This window comes from Archangium lansingense, assembly GCF_026626635.1.
In the GTDB taxonomy this organism is placed as follows: Bacteria; Myxococcota; Myxococcia; order Myxococcales; family Myxococcaceae; genus Archangium; species Archangium lansingense.
In genome coordinates this window covers 2,104,210-2,126,944 of record NZ_JAPNKA010000001.1, presented here as the reverse complement: position 1 = coordinate 2,126,944, position 22,735 = coordinate 2,104,210, and the positions used below count along the sequence as shown (strand labels likewise).

The window sequence follows — 22,735 nt, the reverse complement described above, 5'->3', positions numbered from 1 at the left end:
CACTCACCGGCGTGGAGTAGCAAGCTCAAACTCAGCAAGCGCCAGATGTACGGCCGCGCCAGCTTCGACTTGCTGCACCGTCGCGTCCTGCTCGCCGCGTGAGCAAGTCGCTCACACAGACCGCGAAGAGCCACAAACCGGGGCAGGCTCACTTCTCCACGATCTGATACCCCGAGCCGCCGAAGTTCTCCCGCAGCAGCACCACCTCGCCGTTGCGCGTGTGGAACACCTTCACGACGCCCAGGTGCTTGCCTTCGTTCTTGTAGATGCGCTTGCCCTCGAGGAAAAGCTCGCGGTCGCTGCTCTCCTCTCCGCTCTGGACCTGGAGCTTGCCCACGCGGGTCTCCACCGTCTGTTCGACGATGATTCCCTCCTGCGCGAACGACACCGTGGACACCAGAAGAAGGCTCAACAGCAGACGAGGCATTATTGTCTCCAGTTCGTGGGGGCCGGGAGCACCGTGGTTCGGGATGGGCCGTTGCCCGGCGGCCTGCCCATCCCAGCCTCCCCTGCCCTGTTCTACCAGATGCGCACGCGCTGCTCGGGGGCGAGGTAGAGCGTCTGCCCGGGCGCGGCACCGAACGCCTCGCACCAGGGGCCTTGGAGGAAGCAGATGGAACGCAAGCGTCTCAACCGTGCGGAGTCCATGGCCGTCCTGGCCTTGCTGCTCCTCTTCCTTGGGTGCAGGGGTCCTCGTCAGACGAGGGAGGCCGTCGTGCCGGAGCCCGCGCCCACCCCTGGCCGGATGGGGACGGGGCCGTGGCTCCTGCAACTGCATCAGTCGAACCTGTGGGTCCGCACGCCCTTGGGAGACGCAGGCTACGCGTTGACCCGGTCAGGCCGGGTGGTCTCCGAGATGCTCGGCGGGCATGAGCTGGGATGGACGGGTGTGGCCATCTCTCCAGATGGGCGCCAGGTGGCCTATGTCGAGACCGCCGAAAACCCAGACGCCAACACCATCGGGGGATGGAGTCTGCTCTGGGTCGTGAACGCCGACGGCTCGGGCCGCCACCTGCTCGTGGACCTGCGCGAACACCTCCCCCCCGAGGGAGTCATCCGTGCCGGGCCCATCCTCTGGTCCTCGGATGGAAGCCGGGTGGCGTACGTGCTGTATTCCTATGAGAAGAAGCCCCGCTCCCGGACACGCCATCCCCTGGCCATCGTCGACGCCGTGGAGCTCGCCTCCGGCCGCCGGGAGACCTTGTTCCAGTGGCCGGAGCGCGGGTCGTCATTTGAACCCCGGGGCTGGTCCGTGGAGCGGGGGGAGTTCTACTTCACTTTCGAGCGCGAGACTCCGTCTCCACCTGAGTTCACGCCCTGGGGGGTCGGTGACTTCGTCACCCTGCGGCTAGGCTCCGGGGAGAGCACGCGGGCCCTTCCCGCGCAGGGTTCCCTGTCCCCGGATGGCCAGCATCTGCTCCTGCTTCCCTCCATGCTTCGCTGGGGAGACAAGCTCGGGCCCCCCCTGTGGGATGGCCAGGAGCTGGTGGTTCCCCAGGACTTCAGCTCCTTCCTCGTGCAGCGCGTGGCCTGGATGCATGGGCAGCCGGTGGCCTACATCACCACCTACCGCGGAGCCGAGTGTATCTTCCGGACGCCACCGCCCGTGCTCTACCGCCTGGAGGTGGGCGGGAGCTCGCCCCGGGTGGAGCGGCGCACGGAGCACCCCTGGCTGCTGGTGCTCGAGCTCTCCCCCGACGATGCGTACGTGCTGATGGCCGTGGTCGCGCGCCACCCGCAGGACAGGGACGGGTGTGCGCTCCACTCCTTCGAGTCACTCCTCGTGGCCGAGCGCTCACGCTTCGAGGCCAGCACGTCCCTGGAGGAGCTGATCGCCGCCAGTGTCCGGGTGGATGCTCCTGTGTCCCAACTGGGCCGTCCCCTGCAGGGCTTCATTGGTTGGTTGCGCTGAAGCCGGCGACGTTAGACCAGACCGGGCAGGAGCACGCCCCCGAAGTCGTAGGCCTTCACGGGCACGCGGGCGGCGGGGCTCTTGGGGTACTCGCTCGCCAGCAGGGAGAAGTACCACGTGTCCTCCGCGGGGCCTCCGTCCCCGCGAGCCCGCTGCCGCAGTGTCCCCTCCAGCGCGAAGCCCAGCCTGCGTGCCACCGCGGCACTGGCCTCGTTGCCCACCGCCACCTGGATGTCCATGCGCTCGAGCCCATCCAACTCGAAGCCCACCCGCACCAGCGCCGAGACCATCTCGGTGGCCACGCCCTTCCCCGTGTGCCGCGAGTGCACCCAGTACCCCAGCTCCCGTGCCCTCTCTTCCCCCCGCGCCAGCAGCGCCAACTCACCCACCAACTCCCGCTGCTCCCCATCGAGCACCGCGTGGATGCGGTTTTGATCCAGATCGAACTTGCCCCGTAGCTGGCGCACGAGCTGGAGGTGCTCCGCCACGGGACGGGGCTCGTCCTTGGCCCAGGTGAACCACGGCAGGAGGGCCTCCCGGGTGGCCGCGACGGCCGCCTGACGCAGGGGCGCCAGCTCGGGTGAGTAGCAGCGCAGCACGAGGCGCTCGGTGCGGATGAGATAGGCGGGAGAGGGGGCCATGGCCCGAGACCCTACCGGAGCCCTGTCCCGGGGTGGGATCTGGAGTCCCCGGTGCGTGGACTCCCCGGCGGGGGAAGTGGGGACGGGAGACCCCGGGCGCCCGAGTGCTTTCGCGGGGTTGGCGTCGGCCCTCGCATTGCTCCTGTCCAGAGCAGGGAGCTTGAGGTGTGCAGGCAGCAGGCGGCTCTTGGCGTACGTGAGCGGATTGACACTTTCAGGAGGCCTGGCGGAGGAGCTCGCGTACGGGCAACGGGAGCTGCTCGAGCAGGGAGTCCGGAATGGCCTGGGGCGTGTCCCAGACGTGCGGTTGCCCCAGGGTGAAGCGGAGCTGATCGAGGCCGCGCAGAGGAGCGAACACAGGCGGCTCGGCGAGAGCCAACACCTTGCAGGGCGCGGTGCGCACACCCGCCACGGCCAGGATGCCGTTCACCGCGCGCCGTGCCGCCTCATTGGCTCCCTCCATGGTGACGAGGTCCGTGTGCGTGCGCACGAAGTCTCCCGCCAGGAAGAGGTTGGCGATCCGCGTGGTGGCCTCGGGCCGGGAGAACCATGAGCCGCGGGTGTTCACCATCAGCGGCTCCTCGTTGGTGAAGGTGCCGTCCTCACCCTGGACGATGCCTGGATCGAGGTGCCAGCCGACGACGTCTTCATCCCGGAGGACCGTACGGCCGGGGCGATTGAGACTGGCCTTGAGCTGGGCCCACACCTCGTCCCGGATCTCCTCCTTCGAGCGCGCCAGCCGCGCGGGACGCCCGGTCAGCAGGCCGGGCGTGTTCCAGTCGGACACGTCCACGGACAGGAGGGTCTTCACGCCTCCGTCGCCATAGCTCGAGGGCGCCCGCTCCCAGTACGGCCCCTGGGAGATGGCCGTGAGCGCCCAGGGGCTGTCCGGGTACATGGAGTGGCCGGAGCCCACGTCCACCTCGTGGCGCAGGTAGAACTGGATGCCCACCATCCACTCCGTGCGCAAGCGCTGGATGCCCTCCAGCGAGGGGTCCGCCGCCAGCAGCGCGGGGGTGAGGTGCTGCCCCAGGACGTGTACCGGCAGTGCCGCGACGTAGTGGTCCGCCACCACGTCCCATCGGCTCGAGGCTCCTTCCACGGAGACATGGGTGATGCGCCCCTGGGCACAGTGGATGCGACCCACGCGGGTGCCCGGCAGGAAGCGCACGCCGCACGCCTTCAGGTACGCCACCCAGGGATCGATCCACCGCTCGTTGGTGGGCCCGTTCAGCACGCGGTCCGTCACACCTCCCGGGAGCAGGATGCCGGCATAGAGCTGGGCAAGCGTGTTGCCCACGGTCCGCGCGCTTCCGTCCCGAGGGCTCATGGCCACCAGCACCTGGGTGAGCCCGTGCGCGAAGCGCTGGCGGTACACCTCGGAGTGCTCCTGGGCACGGATGAAGTCCCACCATGAGAGCCGCTCGTACTGCTCCAGGCGGCGGCCGTGGCAGCTCGTCAGCAACAGCAGCAGCCGCTTGAAGAAGAACAGCAGCTCGCGAGGGGGGATGTCGTCGAAGAAGCCCAGCGAGGCCACCAGCGCGGGGACATCCGACAGGGCCTTGGGGAAGCGGCTCAGCAGGATGCGCGAGGGCCCCTCGTGGCAGAACAGCTCGGTCTGCGGCACGTCGACGAGGTTGTCCAGCACGCCGCGCCGGTTGCGGCCGAAGGGGATGCGCGCCAGGGTGTCGTCGAGGTGGCGGTAGAAGCCGGGGAAGAAACGGAAGCCGTGCTCGCCCGGCAGTGCATCGCGGCCCTCCCGGTCCGTGCCGGGCACGCCCATGCTTCGCGCCTTGCCCCCGAAGAGATGACGCGCCTCCAGGACGTCGACGTCGAAGCCCCGCTCGATGAGCTCATGGGCGGCGGTCAGTCCGGCGATACCGCCCCCGAGGACGGCGACTCTGGGGCGCCGAGAGGAAGGACCCTTGCGCTGTCTCATGGCTGGCTCTGGAGGAAGGCGGCCAGGGCTGGCAGCTTCCCGGCCGGCACGAAGGCATAGCGGTGGTGCAGGGAGTGGTGCTCCACCGCATGGACGTTGTCGAAGCTGAAGAGTGCCCCCCAGACGAGGCGGATGGGCCCGCGCAACGGCAGGTACTGCCCCCGGCCGAAGAAGCGCGGCTGGTGCAGCCAGTAATCGAAGACGTACCAGGCCAGGGTGTTGCCGAGACGGGTGAGCGCGAACCAGTACACGGCGAACCGCCCCGTGAGGGCGATCAGCACTCCTGTCATGACCAGGTGACGCAAGGTGGCGAGCACGAAGTCGCGCGAGGCGCCATGCCGGCGGAGGTGGAAGAGCCAGGCCACCTCGGCCTCGATGAGGCTCAGCAGGAAGCCGGTCACTGGAGAACGGCATTCCGTCAGCCAGGAGGTCGGATCCTTCTCCGTGCCCACATGGGCGTGGTGGTGGAAATGGTCCTTCTTTCGTCCGCAAGGAGGACCGCCAGGGACTGTCCGCACTCTCAAAGTGCGGATGCGCGGTCCCGACAGTCACGGAGCGTGTCATCACAACCACGGCTCCAACGAATGTTCCCACGCCCCTCTCGCCTCGACCTGTAGAGTGCGCGGCCTCTCGCCGAGCCCCTTCATGTCCGACTCAGCGCTCCCCCACTGCCAATTCCATCCCAGTGCCGCCGCCGGCTGGTTCTGCCCGGCGTGCAAGGCAAACCTGTGCCCCGGCTGCACCGTCCTCGAGTTGCAGGAATCCAGCAACACCGAGCTGCTCTCCTGCGGGCGCTGTGGTGGAGCGGCGGAGGTGCTGAAGGTGCACCGCTCGCAAGCGCCCTTCGGCAAGCGGCTGCTGGGGGCATGGCTCTATCCCCTGCGGCCCTCGGGGCTGTTCGCCCTGGTCGCGGTGGGCGCGGTGGTTGCGTTCTCCCGATGGGTGTTCCAATACGCTCCCCTGCTGCCCGGGCTCGTGGCCCTCGCGGCGTGGTTGGGCAGCTTCTGGGGCTCGCTCTTCTGGATCGTCCGCAGCACCTCGATGGGCGCCCAGCATTTCACCGCGCCCGACTTCCAGAGCATCCATGACGACCTGGTGGACCCCGCCATCCGCGGCGTGGTGGCCACCGCGCTGATCTGGGTCCCAGGGGCGCTCTTCCTGTGGCACTTCGACGAGACGCACAGACCGCTCCCGCTGTTCGGGCTGATGGTGCTCGTCACCCTGCTCTACGCACCCATGGCCCTGCTGTTCGCGGCCACCGGTGAGAGCAAGCTGTCCCTGCTCAACCCCATCAAGGTCGTGGGCATCAGCGTGAAGCTGGGCCGTCCCTACCTGATGGTCGTGGCCTGGATGGTGCCGCTCGCCCTCGTGCACGCGCTGGTGATGATGGTGGCCGCCTGGGTCTCCTCGCTGCCCATCCCCCTCATGGCGCCGCTGGTCGCCGAGGCCATCTCCCTGTTCGCTCCGTTCGTGATGGCGCGCCTGATCGGGCTGCTGCTGTACGCGTACGGGGACCGGGTGGGTTACGGGGTGGACTCGGAGTTCTACGAGCCGGCGCTGCCCGGCGTGAAGCCTCGGGGGAAGAAGCGCGCCGCGAAGGTGCCCGCCCCCCAGCAGCGGGAGACGCACCGTCCGGAGCTCCAGCGCTTCACCGAGATAGAGCCCGCGTCCGCCCCCGCCGCGCAGCCCGCGCCCCGCCAGCGCTTCATCGAGCTGGAGCCAGAGCCCGCCCCCGTAGCCGCGCCAGAGCCCCTGGAGGCCCGGCTGGTGCGCGCGGTGGAGGCGAACGCGCTGGACGAAGCCCTCGCGCTCTACCGGCAACTGCCCGAGCGCCTGCCGCCGCTGCCCGCCGCCTGTCACCTCGCAATGGGCCAGAAGGCGGCGACGGTGGGCGATTACACCCTGGCCGTGCGGGCCCTGAAGCAGGTGGCCCAGCACAGCCCGGAGGATCCGCTCGCGCCGAAGTCGTGCGTGATCCTCGCGCGGCTGTACGGAGAGCGGCTCGGGGACGCGGCAAGCGCGCAGAAGCTCTACCGGCACGTGGTGGGCCGATACCCGGGCACGGATGCGGCCCGGTTCGCCCAGTCCCGGCTGCCGCCCGCGTAGCCTGCCATGCCACTCGGTTCTTCAAGATTCAGAATCTCAACCAAGCAGGGGCGAGGCCGGAGCCGGAGGAGGAGAGCCCGTCCTTTGCAGCGACGCTGGAAGAGCTGAAAAAGGAGCGCACACCACGACTGGACCAGGCCGGGCTGCTACTCAGGACGTTCGCGCTGGCCTGCCCAGGCCGCCCTCCCACGGGCTCATCGGCTTGCGAGCCCGCCGGAGAATGGGTTTCATGGCATCCCCCTCCGATGCTCATCATCCGCAGCCAACAGATGGCCGCATTGTGCGCGGCGATGCAGCGGCGATTCACCGATCGCCTGATGCCCCACCTCCGGCGCCTCGCTCCCGCGCAAACCCGGTCGCTGGACGACGCCGCCCTGCGTGCGGTCGCGGAGGCCGGACTGGCCCGGGCCGCCGGACATGGCATCACCACCGAGTGGGACCTCTGCCGCTTCGTGCTCCACCACCTCCGACTGGGCAGCGGATTCGAGACCGACCCCCGCTTCGCCTGGGCCCGTGACATCCTCGCCCGGAACGACCTGGATGGCCGACGGAAGCTGGATCGGCTCGACTATCACTACTTCCACGTCCTGATGCGCCATCCTGAAGCAGGCGGGCGAGACGAGACGGAGACCCGATGACGTACATCCCGCTCCGATGTGCCCACGCGCACTTCGCGCCCTCGGTGGAGGACGTGGCTCTCGACTATGACCCGCCGGCGCGGGGCCGTTTCCTGGCGTTGACCCTCGAGGTGCGGGACGCGGATGACACGTTGCTCTTCGAGCAGCGCCATGACTGCACCAGTGGCCTGCCTGTCATTCGCTGGGACGGCAGCCTCAACCAGGGTGTGGACCTGGCCGCCGAGCCGTTCGCGACGCCGCTCCGCTCCCCATACACACTCCGCCTCCTGGCGGACCTCGAGGATGCGCCCATCCCACAGGAGCGCCCGAGCGACCTCTCGGACTCCCAGGAGCCGCCAAACGAGCAGACCCACTGCCCCCGCCCCGAGCTCTCGGGGCTCACCGAGCCGCAGCAACCGCGACAACCCGAGCCCACCAGCGTCGTCCAGGTGTCGGTGCTCTACCACTCCGTCGAGATCGTCCGGGGCCCCTGGCTCGCCACGGGCCAGACATTCCCGCCGAACTCGGACGAGGCGCTCTGCCACCAGCTCAACGAGTTGGGCTACTACGCCGGCCCCCCCGCCCGGGCCGCCCACGACGCGACCCTGCTCCACCGGGCCAAGGAGCGCTTCCGGAGCAACCACGGCACGCTGCGCACCCGCGACAATCTCGCCAACCCGGACTACGCCCAGGCCCTGACGCAGGTGGCGAACACGCAACGGCCGACACTCGTCACCCACCAGGGCGCTCCCGTGGAGGCCGGTGCGGTCCTCCCAACCTCTGACGCCCAGCCGCTGCGCGTCTATGTCGAAGCCATCGGCTTCGAGGTCGACCTCGCCAACAACCGCGACGAGTTCAACCTGCAGTACGACAAGCAGCACCCCACGAGCAAGCCGGCCCAGGAGGCGCAGCGGCTGAACCGTCCGCTCATCCCGCTGGAGGCGGTCATCTACCTGAAGGCCCGGAATGACTCCCGCATCTCCGCCCCCCGCGCCGTCGGCCCCGTCCGCGTCGACTGGCGCGCCACCGAGCCACCGGAGGACACGAGCCTGCTGCCGCTCGATGCATCCGTGTCGAGCCACACGCGCTCCTACATCCAACGTGTGTACAGGCAGCTCGTGGACAACGGTCAGGGCGGCACCAACTGCCTGGACAAGTACGGTGGCATCCGCACCCCGCAGAACAACCACCGCAACCCGTTCTGGCGCGAGGCCCAGCCCTACGCGCCCTACGAGCCGGCCCAGGCGGATGACACGAATGCCTCGGTCTACGTCCACGCCAATACCGACTCCACCTACGCGGAGCGCGTGGGCCGCGCTGGCCTCTACTTCCACCCATCCATCATCGCGGGCGACCGCTACCGTCTCAGCGCCGAGCTGCACTTCACCGGTTCCCGCGCGGTCGCGCTCCAGCAGGCCAACGGCACCCTCCGGGCGGAGACCGCGACCCTCGAGGTCTGGCGACGCACCGCGGTGGTCGCCATCGTGGGGTGGCCCACGCGCCAGCTCGGGCCGCTCGCACAGAAGTGCAAGGAGGAGTACGCGCACGCCTTCGTCGAACTGGACTTCGGCGCCACCACCTACCCCGCGCTCGACACGGTGCTCGGCGACGCGCAGTACCAGCAATGGATGACGCACCTTCGGACGCTCGGCGCGAAAATCTCCGACCTGGAGCCCTTGATCGACACGCAGAACGTGCGGCCGAATCCCATCCACCTGCTCTCGCCGCAATACGATGATATCGGCAAGATGCAGATCAGCTTCTTCGTGGACCGGATGTTCTCCGAGCTGCGAGTGAATACCGGTGAGGGAACTACGGTCCATCCCTCGGCTGCGGAGTTCCTCTCGGAGCTGGTCGCGTCCCAGGTGCGCGTCGGCCACCCATCCGGCGGGCTCCTCTTCATCGAGTACAGCCAGAGCCAGCGGGTACGGGAGATCTGCGAGACGGTGTTGGGCCAGGTGCCCACCCTCTCCTCGGGCAACGGGGACCTGACCGGCATCATCGATCAGTCGGTGCCCGGTGCGCCCTACTACATCTTCTCGCATGAGGCGGGCCACTGCTTCTGGCTGCGCCACCACGAGAATGCCCCCGACAGCAACCGTTCCCGGCAGGACCATGACCCGCTCGATCACAACTGCGTCATGAGCTACACGAAGACCGAGGGGCCGAGCCACCAGAAACCTGAGAACTATGCGCCGCACTTCTGCGGCAAGTGCAACCTCAAGCTCCGGGGCTGGAACATCCTCCACCCGGACTTCCAGGAGAGCGAAGCGGCCGACACGCTCACGACGGTGTTCACCTACGATGCGGCCGACCCCGGCCTCATGGCCACCACGGAGCTCGCTACCGTGCGCAACGCGGTGACGAGCGCCTCCCGCGCTCCCTTCAAGGTCCTGGCGTTCGACAGGAACCCGGTCGTCTACAACTGGTTGAGGATGCTCGACTGCGACATCTTCCACCACGTCTCCCACGGCAACGTGCGTTGCAGCCGCCATGGATGGCGGGCCCCTTCCATGGACCTGGCGACGCCGCGCTACCCGTACTGCTGCCTCGCCGACGAGCAGCTCATGCGTGCCTTCTGTCTGGAGCACGGTGCCATCTTCGACAGCGACTCCAAGCTCAAGAAGGTCGTGGCAGGCATCCGGTCCCACCCGCAGAAGCCACTGCCGGACGAAGTGGTCCAGACGCTCATCCAAGGGGCTCACGCCGCCTACGAGAAGACCCTGGGCTCGCGCGTGCGCGCCCGGAACAGGTTCCGGGAGTTGCTGACCGCCTCCTTCTCCGACGAGGAGGTGACGCACCTCCGCGACAAGAACGAGATGGAGAAATGGGCCGCCCGGAAGCTCATCCATCCCGAGGACGACAGCCACCCCATGCGCGGCGTCATCCAATGGACGGTCGAGCTGGACGACTCGTCGAAGGACGTCGAGCTCACGTTCGAGACCCTCCAGAAGTACCTCACCCAGAAGGATGTCCCCGTGCCGCGCGTCCTCGCGTTCTTCAGCTCATGCCTGCTCGGGTGGAACAGCGCGATGGCCCGGCTGTTCATCGATGCCGGGACACGGTACGTGATTGCCTTCCGCAGCCGCTACGAGACTGCCCAAGCCCTGCACTTCGCGAAATTCTTCTACGAGAAGTGGGCCTCCCTCTCGCTGAACCCAGACTCCGTGCGGCTGTGCTTCATGGATGCCGCGGTGCAGTTCCCGCATGCCGAGCCAGTCCTGTTCGACAAGGACGGCATCTTCCGGGCCCATGCCAGGACGATGCAGAACGGCTCGGGCGAGATCACCCTCATTGAGTGGGGCGCTCCCGGCTTCAGCCGGCCCCTCTTCCCGCAGCGCAACTGAGACCCGGGGATGCTCCGGGTCGGGGCCTACGGTAGAAGCGATGCGTGATTGGAAACCCAAAGAGCCCATCCGTCGGATGACGGACGAAGGCACGCACGTCCTCGGCAGAGAGGACTGCGGGCACTCTCCTCCCCACTCTCGCGGAAAGGACCGTGTCAGCCGTCGGTGAAGCGCATCGGGACCACGATCTGGAACTCAGGGTCATTGGTGTTGCGAGGGAACCGCACCTGCTCCACGCGGCTCTCCAGGCACCGGGCCAGGTCCGGCGCCAGGCCAGCCGGCTCGGACACCTGCGCACTACGCACCTCCCCCGAGTTCTTCACTGTCAGCTTGAGCAGCACCCGGCGGTCCGCGGGAAGGTCGAGCAGGTGCGTCTTGCCACAGTCGAGCACCTTGCCGTGGTACTTCATGAGCACCCGGTTCACCGCCCTGCTCGTCAGCAGGACGGGCGCCTTCGGCCTCGCCGAGGGCGTCTGCACCTGAGCCTCGTCGGGATCGGGCGTCGCCGGCTCGGGCGGCTGCGCCTCGGCCGGGGCTGGGGTGGCGGCAGCAACCGGCATAGGCGACTCCACCGCAGGCTCGGGGGCTGGGGCAGGCGGTGCCACGACCACGAGAGGAGCCGGTGCGGGCGTGCGGGGCAGCCAGTACCACGCCGCGCCCCCTCCCAGCCCCAGCAGCACCAGCCCGGTCAGGGCTCCGATGACCACCGGCCTGCCGGTACTCCGCGGGACAACGGCCGCCGGGCTCGTGGGAACCTCGGTGAGTGGACGGCTCGGTTCGGCCAGGGGCTGTGCCTCACCCCCACCCGTACCCCGCACCAGCGTCTTCTCGAACCCGATGCGCTCCTCCGCGGGAGCCTGGAGCGGCAAGGGCACGGCCAGCTCGGTGAGCGAGGGAATCTTCGTCTTTCGCTCCACCTCGGCCTGGCCGAACAGGCCCCGCATGTACTGGCCGAGCTGGGACATGCCCGGAACCGACGGCGTCGAGCGGAGGAACTCCTCCAGATCGGCCCGCATCGCCGCGGCGCTCGAGTAGCGGTCATCGGCCTGGCGCTCCAGCGCCTTCATCACGATCCGGTCCAAAGCCGGAGGAATCTCGGCGCGGCGGGTGCTGGGCGAGGGGATGGGCTGGGCCATGAGCGCCAGCAGCACGCCGATCTCGTTGTTGAGCTCGAAGACCCGGCGGCCGGTGAGCAGCTCATGAAAGGTGATGCCCAGCGAGAACAGATCGCTGCGGGCGTCGATGGCCTCGCCCCGGGCCTGCTCGGGCGACATGTAGCCCCACTTGCCCTTGAGCAGCCCCGGCTGCGTCTGCGTCATCCGGGAAGAGGCCTTGGCGATGCCGAAGTCGAGCACCTTCACCGTGCCCTGGAAGGTGACGAAGATGTTCGAGGGCGAGATATCGCGGTGGACCAGCCCGACGGGCTGGCCCTGCTCCTGGTAGCCGTGGGCGAACTCCAACCCCTCGAGCACCGAGAGCATGATGCGCGCGGCGATCGGGATGGGAACCGGCTCGCCCGTGTGGCGGGCGAGGCGCAGGATCGACTCCAGATCCCCTCCCGCCAGGTACTCCATGCAGATGAAGTAGCGGCCGTCCACGATGCCCAGATCGCTGATTTGAACGATGTTGGGGTGGTGCAGCCGCGCCGCCAGCCGCGCCTCGTCCAGGAACATGGAGATGAAGTCCTGGTTCTGGGTGAAGTGGTCGAGCATGCACTTGATGACCACATCGCGCTCGAAGCCCTCCGCGCCGAGCCGCTTGGCGAGGAAGATCTCGGCCATGCCTCCCTCGGCGAGCTTGCGCAGGAGCATGTACTGGCCGAACCGGCGCGGAGAGAGGGCCGGCTCGGTCAGTGGAATCGGGATCACGCCTGTCGAGGGACCAGTCACCGATCGCTCCGGAGGGTACGCACCCAGTATGCCTCACCCTGAGCTGAAATGAGGCGGAACACCAGCACCCGCGCGGGCGCCAGACGCTGTGAGAACCGGCCCTTGGCATCGAGCGCCACGGGCTGTCCGTTGACGAACAGGCGGGAGCCCATGGGGGCCACCCCCTCCAGCGGCACCCCCTTGCCGCCCACGCGCTCTCCGGACCGGGGACGGCGGATGGCCAGCCCGCGCCGGGCGTTGTCGTACACCAGCTCGAGCTTGTTCATCCGGCCGCCGGACAGCTCCTCGCCGCCCGGGCCCAGAGCCGCCACGTACCAGAGGTAGCTGCCCTCGCCCAGCGCGCCCGCCTCCAGCGTGTACTCCGTGCGGCTCGCCGCGCGCTCCAGCAGCGGCTTCTGGGGGTCGCTGGACCGGTAGAGCCGGAGCCGGTAGGTGCGGGCGCCCTCTCGAGCGGAGAAGTTGAAATGCAGTGTGGGGACGGCTCCCTGGAAGAGGATGGAGGCCTTGAGCCCCGTCTCCAGGACCTCGGCGCGCGGGCTGCCGTCGGACAGCTCCGAGAGGCCGCGATCAGGCTGGAAGCGCGCCGAGCCCTGCGCGCGCGGCGTCCCATCCTCCGAGAGGAAGCGCCAGTACAGCTCGCCCCGAGCAGGGGCGGGGAGCATCACCCACTTGGAGCCCGCCCGCCCCGCCAGCAGCGGCTCACGGAAGGCGGAGTCACCCGCCACCTCCACCCGCAGCTTTCCCTCCGAGTTCTCCGGGACCTGGACCCCCGCCTCGCAGACGCCATCGCAGAGGATGCGCGCCTTCGCATCCGGTGCCATGACCAGCGCCGGCTCCGTGTCTGGGAGGGCGCTGGGCTCGGCCACGGCGCGGCTCAGCTCTTCGCCCGCCTTGAGGACGGCGGCCTTCCCGTCCGTCACCAGCTCCACCTGGCCGGTGAGCACCGTCACGGTGGAGCCCTCCTGGGGGTTGTTGATCGCGATCGCGCTCTGCTCGGAGACGTTGAGCTCGAACTCGCCCTTTCCGTCCGTCAGCTTCAGGGTGTGCTGCCCCGGCGCGAACTGGAGCTGAGCCTGGCCCCGGCTGAGCTGCAGGCCGTAGGAGCGCCGCTCGCCCTGGCGGGAGGCGGCGGTGAGCGTGCCCGCGGTGTCCCCCTGGAGGTTCACCTGAAGCTCGCCAGAGGACAGGCGCGCACGGGCCTGTGGGGGAATCTCGAAGACCGAGCCAGGGCCCAGCTCGTGAGTCTGGCCAGAGGAGACCTCGGTGAAAGCGGACTCCTGGGCGGCTCGCACGCGGGCCTTGCCCCCCTGCGGCTTGAGGATGAAGACGATCTCCTCCGCGGTCGCCACTGGCTGGGGGGCCGGCTTGGGCTTGCCCAGGGACAACACGAGCTCCTCTCCCATCACCAGAGGCACCTGCTTCCCGTCCGGGCCCACCACGCGGATCTCCCCGAACTCGAGGCCCAGCCGCGGCTCCCCCGAGCTCAGGTCGAACACCATCTCCGCGGCGGTCACCAGCTCCGCCCGGCCAAAGCGTCCGGTGACGGTGAGCCCGGTGCCGGCGTCCGCGGGCGCGGTGGAGATGATGAACCCCTCCTCCAACTCCAGCGTGAGCGCTCCGGGCACGCCGCTGATCCGGAAGCGGCTCTTCTCCTTCACCTGCACCTCGACGCCGTTGACGTAGCGCACCCGCGCCGTGCTGGCGGGCCCGGTCGCCAGGATGTCTCCCGAGTAGAGCGGCTGCTCCGCCGCTCCCGCGAGCGACTGCGCGCCATGCTGCACCGTGACCTGGCCCTGGACCTGGATGAGTGTCGCCAGCCCGGGCTCGACCGGGGCCTTCTTGCAGGCCCCGAGCACCAGGAGCAGCGACAGCGTGAGGAACAGCGTGCGCAAGGCTCAGTTCTCCAGGGGAGACAGGTCCACGTAGAATATCGCCTGGTCGCCCGCATTCACGTCGACGACCTTGTCCTGCGAGACATGGCCTCGCGCCTCGAAGGTCACATGATAGCGCCCTGCGGGAAGCCGGAGCTCGAACTCCCCCGTCGGGCGGGTGCGGGTCTGGCGCTTCGTCTCGGCAATCCTCAACGTGGCCACCAGGGGACGGCCCCGCGTGGAGCGGACGCGCCCGCGCATCCACGCCAGAACATCCTCGGCCTTCCGCATGATGACCTCGATGGAGGCCTCACCGTGGGACGGCACCACCACCACTTCCTCCTGTGACTTCACGCCCGCGCCCGCCAGCGCGAGCGCCACGGGCCCCGGTCCCACCGAGGGCAGCACGAAGTAGCCATCCGCGTCGCTCCGGGCCAGCACCTGGCCACCGACCCGCACCTCGACGTCGGCGATCGGCACCTTCGAGCCCTCCACGGCCTCCGGGCCGATGACGCGGCCTCGCACTGTCCCTGGCCCTGGGAGGCGGTTGAGCGGCAGGAGGACACTGGTCTGCCCGCCCGCTGGCAGCCACACCTTGTGCGCCAGAGGCTGGTAGCCCTCCGCCGAGGCCTGGATGGCCACCCACCCGGCCGCGAGCCCCTCCACCCGGAACGCCCCGCCCGACTCCGCCGTGGCCTCCTTGCCCTCGACCTGGACGCGCAGGCCCTCGAGAGCCCCCGAGGGCTGGGGTCGGACGGAGATCCACATGGTCCCGGCCGCGTCCGGTGCCGGGGCCGCGCCCAGGGTCAAAGCGCCCAGGAGCAGCAGCCCGAGACTCACCGCGCACCGTCTCATCGACCCGCACCTCCGAAGAGCGGAAGCTGATACCCCACCCCCACCGACAGCCCGCCCAGGTTGCCGCGCACCTGGTCGCTGCCCGGCGCGTAGGCGAACTGGATCTGCCCGACGACCCGCCCCGCGCCCAGCGGCCACCCCAGCCCCCCTCCCACCGAGGCGGCCAGACCCTGCGAGCGGATCGGCAGGGCCAACGTGCCCCCGCCACCGGTCAGCTCCAGGTCTCCCGTCATCACCAGCAGGCCCACGGTGGCGTCCGCGAACACCACTCCCGGGCCCAGGAAGGGCTGGCTCCAGCGCGCTCCCAGCCTCGCGCTCACGCCTCTCAGCGTGAAGGCCTGCTGCACCTCGGTCCCCCCAACGGGAGAGATTTGCTGGCTCTCTCGCGCGTTCTGGCGACCCTCGACTTGCAGCAGCGCCTCCCACGGCAGGTCCGCGATCCGCAGCGAGCCCTCCAGCCGGACTCCGAGGCCTTTGGAGAGCGCCGTATTGCTCTGCGCAAACAGGAGCAGGCCCACGGCGGGCTGCCACGGCTCGCGCGGAGCTCGCACGCTGACAGTGCCCGTGGCCAACACGGGGAAGCCCTCCGGCTGAAGCTCGAACGTGCTCGGGCCGGCGGGCTGCCCGGGCGCCCGTGTGAAACGAAACCGGTAGCGGCCTTCACCCAGCGCCTCGGGACCCTGGAGGTTTCCGCCGGGCGAGGAACCCTTGACCTGCAGGCCGTCGACCGGATTGCCCCAGGCGTCCACGAACCGGCCGATCACCTCGGCGTCCCCTCCTCCCGTCTGGGAGGCAGGCTGGACAATGGCCTCTCCGCGCACGGGCGGGCCGCTCTGGAGCGGCAGCGCCACCTCGCCCTGGAGCGCTCCGGCCTGAACGCGAAGGGCCAGCGCCTTCCTCGCGCCGAAGGCGTCGGGCGGCCGAAGCCGTGCGCGCCGGCCTCCGCTCTCTGCCTCGAGCGTGCCCAGCTCGGTAAAGAAGGTCGCGGGAGGCGCCGGCAGGAGATTGCCCTTGGCGTCGTAGCCCACGACCTCGACGGTGATCGGCTCGTCCGAGCCCGCCGTGAAGCTCGGCGATGACAGGGTGAGCCCGAGCCGGGCCAGAGGGCCCGGCCTCGGCTCGAGCTTGAGCGAGGCGGAGCGCTCGGGCTCCTCCAGGGGGGCCGCGGAGAGCGTCACTGGCTCTCCAGTCCGCTCCGGAGCGGTATAGGGCACCTCGAAGGTGGCCCCCTCCCGAGGCTCGATCGGGCCGAGCCTGCCTCGATCCACGCTCACGGCCAGGGGCGGGAGGGAGAGCACCGGACTGCCGCTCTCGTCCACGACGAAGCCCTGTAGCCGGACCGGATGCTCCCCGCCCGGCGACTCGGGGGGCGACACGATCCGAACACGGGCGAAGCGCGCCGCTGGCAGCGGCACCTGCAGCGTGCGGCGGCGCCCCGAGCGCTCCGTCAGGGTCACCTCGGCGCTGGTGACCCCCGGCGGAACCTCCACTGACACCACGGCGCTCCCTCTGGCCCCGGCGGCCACCGGCCCGAAGGAGGCGCTCCCGATCGACACGCTCACTCGCGCACGCGGCGGCGCCGGGACCCGAAGCTGATGCTGGCCATGTACCGGCAATGCGAGCCACCCGACCGAGCCCGCCGCGGCACCGCTCCTCACCACTGCGTGGAACAGGGCCACCTGGGGCCCCTCCTGCGCGGGAGGCCGGTAGGTGGCCGCGAGCGCGCCCTCTTGCGTGGCGGTGGGCTCGGTGACGGACCCGACGTTGACCGTCAGTGAGACGCTCGCGTCGCGCAAGGGCCGACCCGCCTCATCGAGCACCTGCAGCTGGATGCGAACGCTGTCCCGGGGCGTGGCGAAGGGCGTTTCGGAGCGCAGCTCGACGGTGTGACCCGCCAAGGCGAGGACCATGAGTGTGAGTGTCGCTGCCGACATGGTGCCTACGGATCGATCCTTTCGCCCCGCCTGACTCTACGCGATCGCGCACGGGCGTGCGAAAGGGCGGCCAGCCAGGCCAGCAATGGCAGAAGCTGGCTCGACAGCGGGCCAGCCTGGCAGCCGCAGCCGACGTCCACCAACCCCGCCGACGGCTCGAACGCCAGGTCGACCCGCTCGGTGAGCGCCGCGCCCTCGGCGTTCGCGTACCACACCGAGGCCCCCGCGGAGAGCTCGGCCGACACGGAGGCCTGGGCCTTGGCACGGATGGTCAGGGTGGCGCCCGGGGCCAGCTCGGGGAGGACAAACCCTCCCTTGCGCAGCGCGAGGGGCTGGCCGTCCAAGGTGGCCTCGAGCAGGGTCAAGTCCTTGGCGGAGACCATGAGCAGGCCCTGGAGGAAGCGCTCCTGACCCATATTCTGGACCTCCACCACGAAGTCCACGACCGCGCCGGGAGCCACCTGCTTCAAACCCTCGGGCTCGGTGCGCAGCGAGATGCGCACATCCGAGGGGAGGCATACCGGCTGGACGGCCTGCTTGAGCTTCGTTCCATCGGGCTTGAGGACAGGCTCCTGGTTGAGGGTGGGAAAGATCCGCAGTGGCTGCTCTCCCGTCGTGGGGCACTGGGGCAGGCGCACGTCCACCGTCCACCGTCCGTCCTGCTGCTCCACGGGCGCGCTGAAGAACAGGGGCGCATCGCCCGTGAAGGAGAGGACCTTGTCCGCGGGAAGCTTCACGAGGCTGCCACAGGTGTCGCGCGGCTCGAACCACAGGCCCAGCTGGCCGACGAAGCTCCGGAGCTGGGGCACGTCGAGAGTCTTGTTCTGAAACACGAGGGTGGAGTGCGCAGGGCTGAAGGTGGGAGGCCCCCAGTTGACGCGGAGGGCGGTATTCCAGGAGGCCTTGTCCGAGAGCACGAAGGTGACGAGCTCGGGCTGCGGATTTCTCCACTTCACGTACCCTGTGCCCCGGAGGGTCCCCTCGAGGCACCCCGCGACGGAGCCGCTCGCCGCCAGGGACAGGTTGTTCTCCACGAGAGTCACCGAGGACGTGGCCGGCTCCGTGCAGATGTGCACCAGGTGAGCCTCGGGCACGATGTTGTCGTAGTGATCCAGCGCCTTGAGCGCGAGCTTCACCTCGGTGCAGGCCACCACCAGATCCGATGGCTCCGGGGTCACCACGATCCGCTCGAACGCGGCGGGAAGCACCTCGGTGGACGCCGCCCCTTGGAGCTGGGGCCTGGCCACGTCCGAGGCCACCAGACTCCAGGTGCCAGCCGTGCCGAACGAGAAGTCCACATACATCATTCCACCGTCATTCGAGGTGAACTGGACCGCCCCCGGCAGGCGCGCCTTCGGGTCGGCCGAGGTGAACTGGACCTTGCCCAGGTAGCCCGCGGCGATGTTGCCGGACTTGTCGAGGGCCTTGAGATGGGCGGTGATCGTGCTCCCCGCCTGCACGGACTGGGGAACCCCCCAGAACTCGAAGCGGACGGCCTCGGCGGGTAGGACGTGGATTTCACCCTGGAGCCCCGTCACCGGGGCGGCGTGGTCCTTGGCGTAGATGACATGAAAACCCGTGACGCCGAAGCGCGCCGTGAAGTTCGCGCGTCCGCGGTCCTGCGCCGTGAAGGTGTAGGGGGAGGCCGGCAAGACTCCGGCGCCAGCACTGGTGTCGTCGAGCCAGACTTCTACCTGGCCCGTGTAGTCGCTCTTCTGGTTGCCGAACGCGTCGTACGCGACGACGCTGAAGGGGTGCTCCTCGAGGGCGGGGATGGTGAACGGAAAGCCTTCGACCTTGAGGGACTTAAGTGCACCGGGCTGCACGGGAACCGGCCCGTACGTGTCGCTCGCCAGTCCCCCCCCGCTCGCGGAGGCGTCGAGCGACACGTCCGTGGCCAGGGTGTCGCTGTACCAGACCTGCTGGCGCGTGGAGCCCGGGCCGAAGAGCAGCATGGTGGTGGACCCGGTGCAGCCACGCCCGTAGAAGTGGCCCGTGGAGTGGCTGCTGCTGAGCACCACCCAGGTGTCCGTGGAGGCCGTGCTCGGCTGGCCTGAGGAGTCTTGAAGCTCCACTGTCATCGCCTGACACTCGCCCGCCACGAGCGGCGCGGGCATTTCGACGAATTTCAAGCGAGCCGGAGCCCCCGGATCCGGAAGCCCGCCATCCAGGTTGAGATCGACGCCAGCGTCGATACGCGTCGGGACGCCCGCGTCGGGAAGCTGCAGGCCACCAGCAAGAGCGCCGGTGTAGCCCAGCAGGGCCGGGATGAGCAGCAGGAGATAGCACGTGCGGAGCCGGCGGCTCAGGGCCTGTCTCATGGTTACGCTCCGGGGCAGGTCGCAGCCGCACCGCACGGCTGAGCTGGAGTGCCCGCCATCCTACCCGCTCAACAGCAAGTTCGCAGTACACGGCCAGGCAGAGGCCGCCCCTCGGCCCAGGGCACCCGCGACAGCTTCACCAGCCCCTGGCAGCGGGCCGCTCGAAACTCATGGAAAGCCGCATGGTTGCCGAGCGCGCAGCCGACCAGTTCCGATGGGCGGCCGATCGTTGTAGCTCAACTCGCATTGCACGGCTGTGAAGATAGACGCTGCCGCCAGTGCTCGAGGGTCCGCGCCACGACCTCCGCTCCCTCCCCTGGCAGCCCTATGCGCCACTCATGGGATTCCGTAGACTCGAACGCTTCAAGGCAGGGGTCCACACACCGAGATACTACGTGATGCGTTGTTCACGGGTGCTGCTCTGCGTGGCCCTGGTGGGGTGTGGCGACGCTGCTCCAAGCGTCCGTCATGCCCCGGATGCACAGAGACGCTGTGCCTATGTCCCGTCCCGTGCAGAAGGTTCCACGCCGCCGCGACGGAGTTGTGGGGCCAACTTCACCCTTACACGGGATACTAGGAGTGTGTCGGACTTGAGCGCTCGGCTGTCTGGGAAGAGGTGGGAGTCGAGCAACGCCTGCTCGACACCTTCATGGGGCGGCCCAACGATGACGTGGAGCGCTTGAAGGTGCGCCTGAAATAGGCACGCTCATAGGAGCGGACGCGGCTCGAAACGGCGGGTTGTTCTGCATGGAGCGGCGGGAATCGAAGCCGCCGCCTCTCACGCATAGCCCCGCCGCTCAGGCGAGGGCCTTGCCACCGGTGACGCCGAGGATTTCGCCGTTCACGTAGCGCGACTCATCAGAGGCGAGGAACACGAACGAGGGCGCGAGCTCCACCGGCTGCGCGGGCCGGCCCATGGGCGACTGCTGGCCGAACTTCTTCACCTTCTCGGCGTCGAAGGACTGGGGGATGAGCGGCGTCCACACGGGGCCCGGGGCCACGGCGTTGACTCGGATGCCGCGCTCGATGAGTTCCTGCGCCAGGCCCTTGGTGAAGGTGACGATGGATCCCTTCGTGCTCGCGTAGTCGAGGATGCCCGGTGACGGCTGGTAGGCCTGAATGGAGGCCACGTTGATGATGGAGCCACCGGCCTCACCGGGGGAGGGACCCTTGCTCCGTCCGGGGTGTCAGACGATTCGTAGGGACGGCTCGGAGAGCGCGAAATGTCGGAACGAGTTCTTTGACACCTACTCGAGGACACCTACTCGAGCGTCAGCACCGCCCACCCAAACCCATGACACTGGTGCTGCGCTTCGTTCTGAATTCCGTGGAACAGGTTCATCTTCTTCTCCGGACGTCGAGGTGTTCCGGAGTCCAGAGCAAGTTCCGAACCAGGGCGCTCCCCCGCTAATGGGTTCCGCAGTACGTCGCCTTGAAGCTGCCCTGGAGTGTTCCTCCGTCCTCGGAGGTCAGATCGAGCGTGCCGGTGACACCCGCGGCCGGGTCCGCATCGAACTGCACGGTGAAGGAGCCCCCGAGCCAATCGACCCCCAGGGGCTCTCCACCGTCGGGGTTGAACTGAAGCCGGTAGATGTTGCTGCCCGTGGACTCGAACGTTCCCTTCGCGGGAGTGCCCGACGGCCTCCTGGCCTCCAGCGCCAATCCCCAACCCGGGCCCTTGATCGGGCTGCCGAGCTGCTCGCAGGAGACGTCCATGCTCGTCATCCCGATATCCAGCCGCGAATAGTCCGGCCCCCCATCGGGCAGGGTTCGCGCCTTCACCTGGGCGGACTTCACCTCGAAGGCCAGCGACCCGGACAGCGACGCTTCGCCGTTGTTCGGGTTCTCCGTCTCCTCGGGGCCTCCAGGGCATCCGCCCAGCACGAGTGCGGTCAACAGCAGGGAACTGCGGAGAAGTCTTCTGTTCATGCCCTGATAACGATGAACAGGCCCCAAACCGGTCACCGGTCCTGATTTTTTTGTCCGGCGCCCACCTGCCCGAGCGCATGCTCCGCCGCGGCCTTCACTTACCCGGGGCCTATATACCCTCACCCCGTCCCTCTCCCGGGAGGAGAGGGGAGGTTGTGGGCAGAGGGGTACAGCAGGGGAGGAGTGCTCGTCAGAACGCCGTGCCGAGGCTCGCGCCCACGAACGTGTCGTCCTGGTAGCCGCGCCGGAATCGCATCAGCTCCACCCGCCACGCCAACCGCACGTCGAACCAGAGCTCCCCCAATGTGGAGGCAGGCGCCGGGTGTTGGCGTACCTGACGGCACCCAACGCCGTGCGCGCCATTCTGGAGCACCTGTCACTGTCCACGCGGCCTGCTCAGCTGGCTGCAGCGCTGGGGCCACCCCAGCACGCTTGGTGTTGAGCCTCGTGCAGTCACGCTGCCAAAGACGCCCACTCCCCTGCTTCCTACCCCTGGGGAGGCCACTGGGCCGACGTGTGCCCCATGGGGCTGCACCTCGTCTCCTCCAGCCCGGCTCACAGCCCTCGTTGCTCCCGTCCGCAGCCCTCCTCGACCCCTCGGCTCCTGCCCTCTCCCTCAACACCGCCCCCTTCCCTCCTATACGCGACGAGCAGGAAGAGCGCCCGGAGTAGCGAGGCGCCAGAGGCTTTCCGCGAAGAGGAACTCCACGATCTTGCTCGCTGCTCGAACGTGCGCATGCATCCTCCCAGCGTGATACGGTTTCACGGATTGTGAAATGACAGGTACCAGATGAGCCGGGACTTCACCATCGTCGCGAGCCGGTGACTCACATTTTCGTCGGCGCCCCTCCATTCGGAGAGGAGGACACCATGAAGCCTTTCGATCTGGAACTCGAGACGCCGTACCAGGTGACGCCGCTTCCGCTCTCGAACGGGCAGGCGGTCCACCGCATCGCCATCTCCGCCAACGCGGGCGCGGCGCGGGTGTCGCTGGACCCGAACATCTGTCAGTTGGATCCCTTCGGCGACACCGCCGGATGCACGAGGATCGCCATTCGCATGTTCGAGGCGAAGCTCTCGCTGCTCGAGGAGCGCGACGGCAAGCGGCTGTTCTCACTCGAGCCGCTGCGCGCCGAGGAGCCCGCGCTACGACTCGTGCTGCATCCGGCGCGGAAAAGCCCCGCCGTGTCGGCCCGCCTGCTCGTTCTCGACGCGGCGGGCGCCATCAAGGCCGTGGTCGCGCTCGAGCAGCTCCCGAGCACGTCCCAGAGATAGGCCGGCAGCGATGAGCGAGGAGGCCACCAGGGACGGGCGCGGAGGTGTGCGCGTCGAACGTCCTCCTCAGCAGTTCTGCCCAGTCCACCCCCGACGTCC

At 68.8% G+C, this 22,735-nt stretch carries 16 protein-coding genes and 1 pseudogene; 5 read left to right on the top strand and 12 right to left on the bottom strand.

Annotated features, from left to right (window positions below; translation table 11 throughout):
- Window positions 1-148 precede the first annotated feature (148 nt).
- The gene (locus OV287_RS08565; protein ID WP_267533500.1) at window positions 149-427 is read right to left on the bottom strand and encodes a hypothetical protein; all 279 of its coding nucleotides are present in this window, start codon (window positions 425-427) and stop codon (window positions 149-151) included.
- 186 nt (window positions 428-613) lie between these two features.
- On the opposite strand from OV287_RS08565, the gene OV287_RS08560 reads away from it, so the two are divergent.
- Complete coding sequence (locus OV287_RS08560) at window positions 614-1,912, top strand: hypothetical protein (protein WP_267533499.1); 1,299 nt, start codon at window positions 614-616, stop codon at window positions 1,910-1,912.
- 11 nt (window positions 1,913-1,923) lie between these two features.
- On the opposite strand, the gene OV287_RS08555 is transcribed toward OV287_RS08560, so the two are convergent.
- From OV287_RS08555 to OV287_RS08545, 3 genes are all read right to left on the bottom strand, one after another.
- Window positions 1,924-2,553, bottom strand: coding sequence for a GNAT family N-acetyltransferase (locus OV287_RS08555; RefSeq protein ID WP_267533498.1), 630 nt, complete (start codon window positions 2,551-2,553; stop codon window positions 1,924-1,926).
- Between the two features lie 214 nt (window positions 2,554-2,767).
- A complete protein-coding gene (locus OV287_RS08550) occupies window positions 2,768-4,492 on the bottom strand; it encodes a hydroxysqualene dehydroxylase (RefSeq protein WP_267533497.1) in 1,725 nt (574 codons plus the stop codon).
- Window positions 4,489-4,893 (bottom strand): hypothetical protein, encoded by a 405-nt coding sequence (locus OV287_RS08545; protein WP_267533496.1) that lies wholly within the window; start codon window positions 4,891-4,893, stop codon window positions 4,489-4,491. Before OV287_RS08545 ends, OV287_RS08550 begins: the two co-directional genes overlap by 4 nt.
- A gap of 244 nt (window positions 4,894-5,137) precedes the next feature.
- Here OV287_RS08545 and OV287_RS08540 point away from each other — a divergent pair, with 244 nt between their 5' ends.
- From OV287_RS08540 to OV287_RS08530, 3 genes are all read left to right on the top strand, one after another.
- Window positions 5,138-6,598, top strand: a complete 1,461-nt coding sequence (locus OV287_RS08540; protein WP_267533495.1) for a tetratricopeptide repeat protein — start codon at window positions 5,138-5,140, stop codon at window positions 6,596-6,598.
- Between the two features lie 269 nt (window positions 6,599-6,867).
- Window positions 6,868-7,236, top strand: coding sequence for a hypothetical protein (locus OV287_RS08535; RefSeq protein ID WP_267533494.1), 369 nt, complete (start codon window positions 6,868-6,870; stop codon window positions 7,234-7,236).
- Entirely contained in the window at window positions 7,233-10,562 is a 3,330-nt protein-coding gene (locus tag OV287_RS08530) for a zinc metalloprotease (protein WP_267533493.1), read from the top strand. The genes OV287_RS08535 and OV287_RS08530 overlap by 4 nt, the downstream gene beginning before the upstream one ends.
- Window positions 10,563-10,717: 155 nt before the next feature.
- Here OV287_RS08530 and OV287_RS08525 read toward each other — a convergent pair whose 3' ends face one another.
- The 8 genes and pseudogenes from OV287_RS08525 to OV287_RS08490 form a co-directional block, all read right to left on the bottom strand.
- Window positions 10,718-12,430, bottom strand: coding sequence for a protein kinase domain-containing protein (locus OV287_RS08525; protein WP_267533492.1), 1,713 nt, complete (start codon window positions 12,428-12,430; stop codon window positions 10,718-10,720).
- Window positions 12,431-12,447: 17 nt separating this feature from the next.
- On the bottom strand, window positions 12,448-14,343 hold the full coding sequence (locus OV287_RS08520) for a FecR family protein (protein WP_267533491.1): 1,896 nt from the start codon (window positions 14,341-14,343) through the stop codon (window positions 12,448-12,450).
- Between the two features lie 3 nt (window positions 14,344-14,346).
- On the bottom strand, window positions 14,347-15,177 hold the full coding sequence (locus tag OV287_RS08515; RefSeq protein WP_267533490.1) for an MSCRAMM family protein: 831 nt from the start codon (window positions 15,175-15,177) through the stop codon (window positions 14,347-14,349).
- Window positions 15,174-17,111, bottom strand: coding sequence for a hypothetical protein (locus OV287_RS08510; RefSeq protein WP_267533489.1), 1,938 nt, complete (start codon window positions 17,109-17,111; stop codon window positions 15,174-15,176). Before OV287_RS08510 ends, OV287_RS08515 begins: the two co-directional genes overlap by 4 nt.
- 5 nt (window positions 17,112-17,116) lie before the next feature.
- Entirely contained in the window at window positions 17,117-19,432 is a 2,316-nt protein-coding gene (locus OV287_RS08505; RefSeq protein ID WP_267533488.1) for a hypothetical protein, read from the bottom strand.
- Between the two features lie 797 nt (window positions 19,433-20,229).
- Window positions 20,230-20,580 (bottom strand): annotated as a pseudogene (locus OV287_RS08500) (SDR family oxidoreductase); the annotation flags it as partial.
- A gap of 259 nt (window positions 20,581-20,839) precedes the next feature.
- Window positions 20,840-21,361, bottom strand: a complete 522-nt coding sequence (locus tag OV287_RS08495; RefSeq protein WP_267533487.1) for a hypothetical protein — start codon at window positions 21,359-21,361, stop codon at window positions 20,840-20,842.
- A 190-nt stretch (window positions 21,362-21,551) separates the two neighbouring features.
- Window positions 21,552-21,734: a hypothetical protein gene (locus OV287_RS08490; RefSeq protein WP_267533486.1), complete on the bottom strand. Its 183-nt coding sequence runs from the start codon at window positions 21,732-21,734 to the stop codon at window positions 21,552-21,554.
- Between the two features lie 497 nt (window positions 21,735-22,231).
- Here OV287_RS08490 and OV287_RS08485 point away from each other — a divergent pair, with 497 nt between their 5' ends.
- On the top strand, window positions 22,232-22,636 hold the full coding sequence (locus OV287_RS08485) for a hypothetical protein (protein WP_267533485.1): 405 nt from the start codon (window positions 22,232-22,234) through the stop codon (window positions 22,634-22,636).
- Window positions 22,637-22,735: the final 99 nt, after the last annotated feature.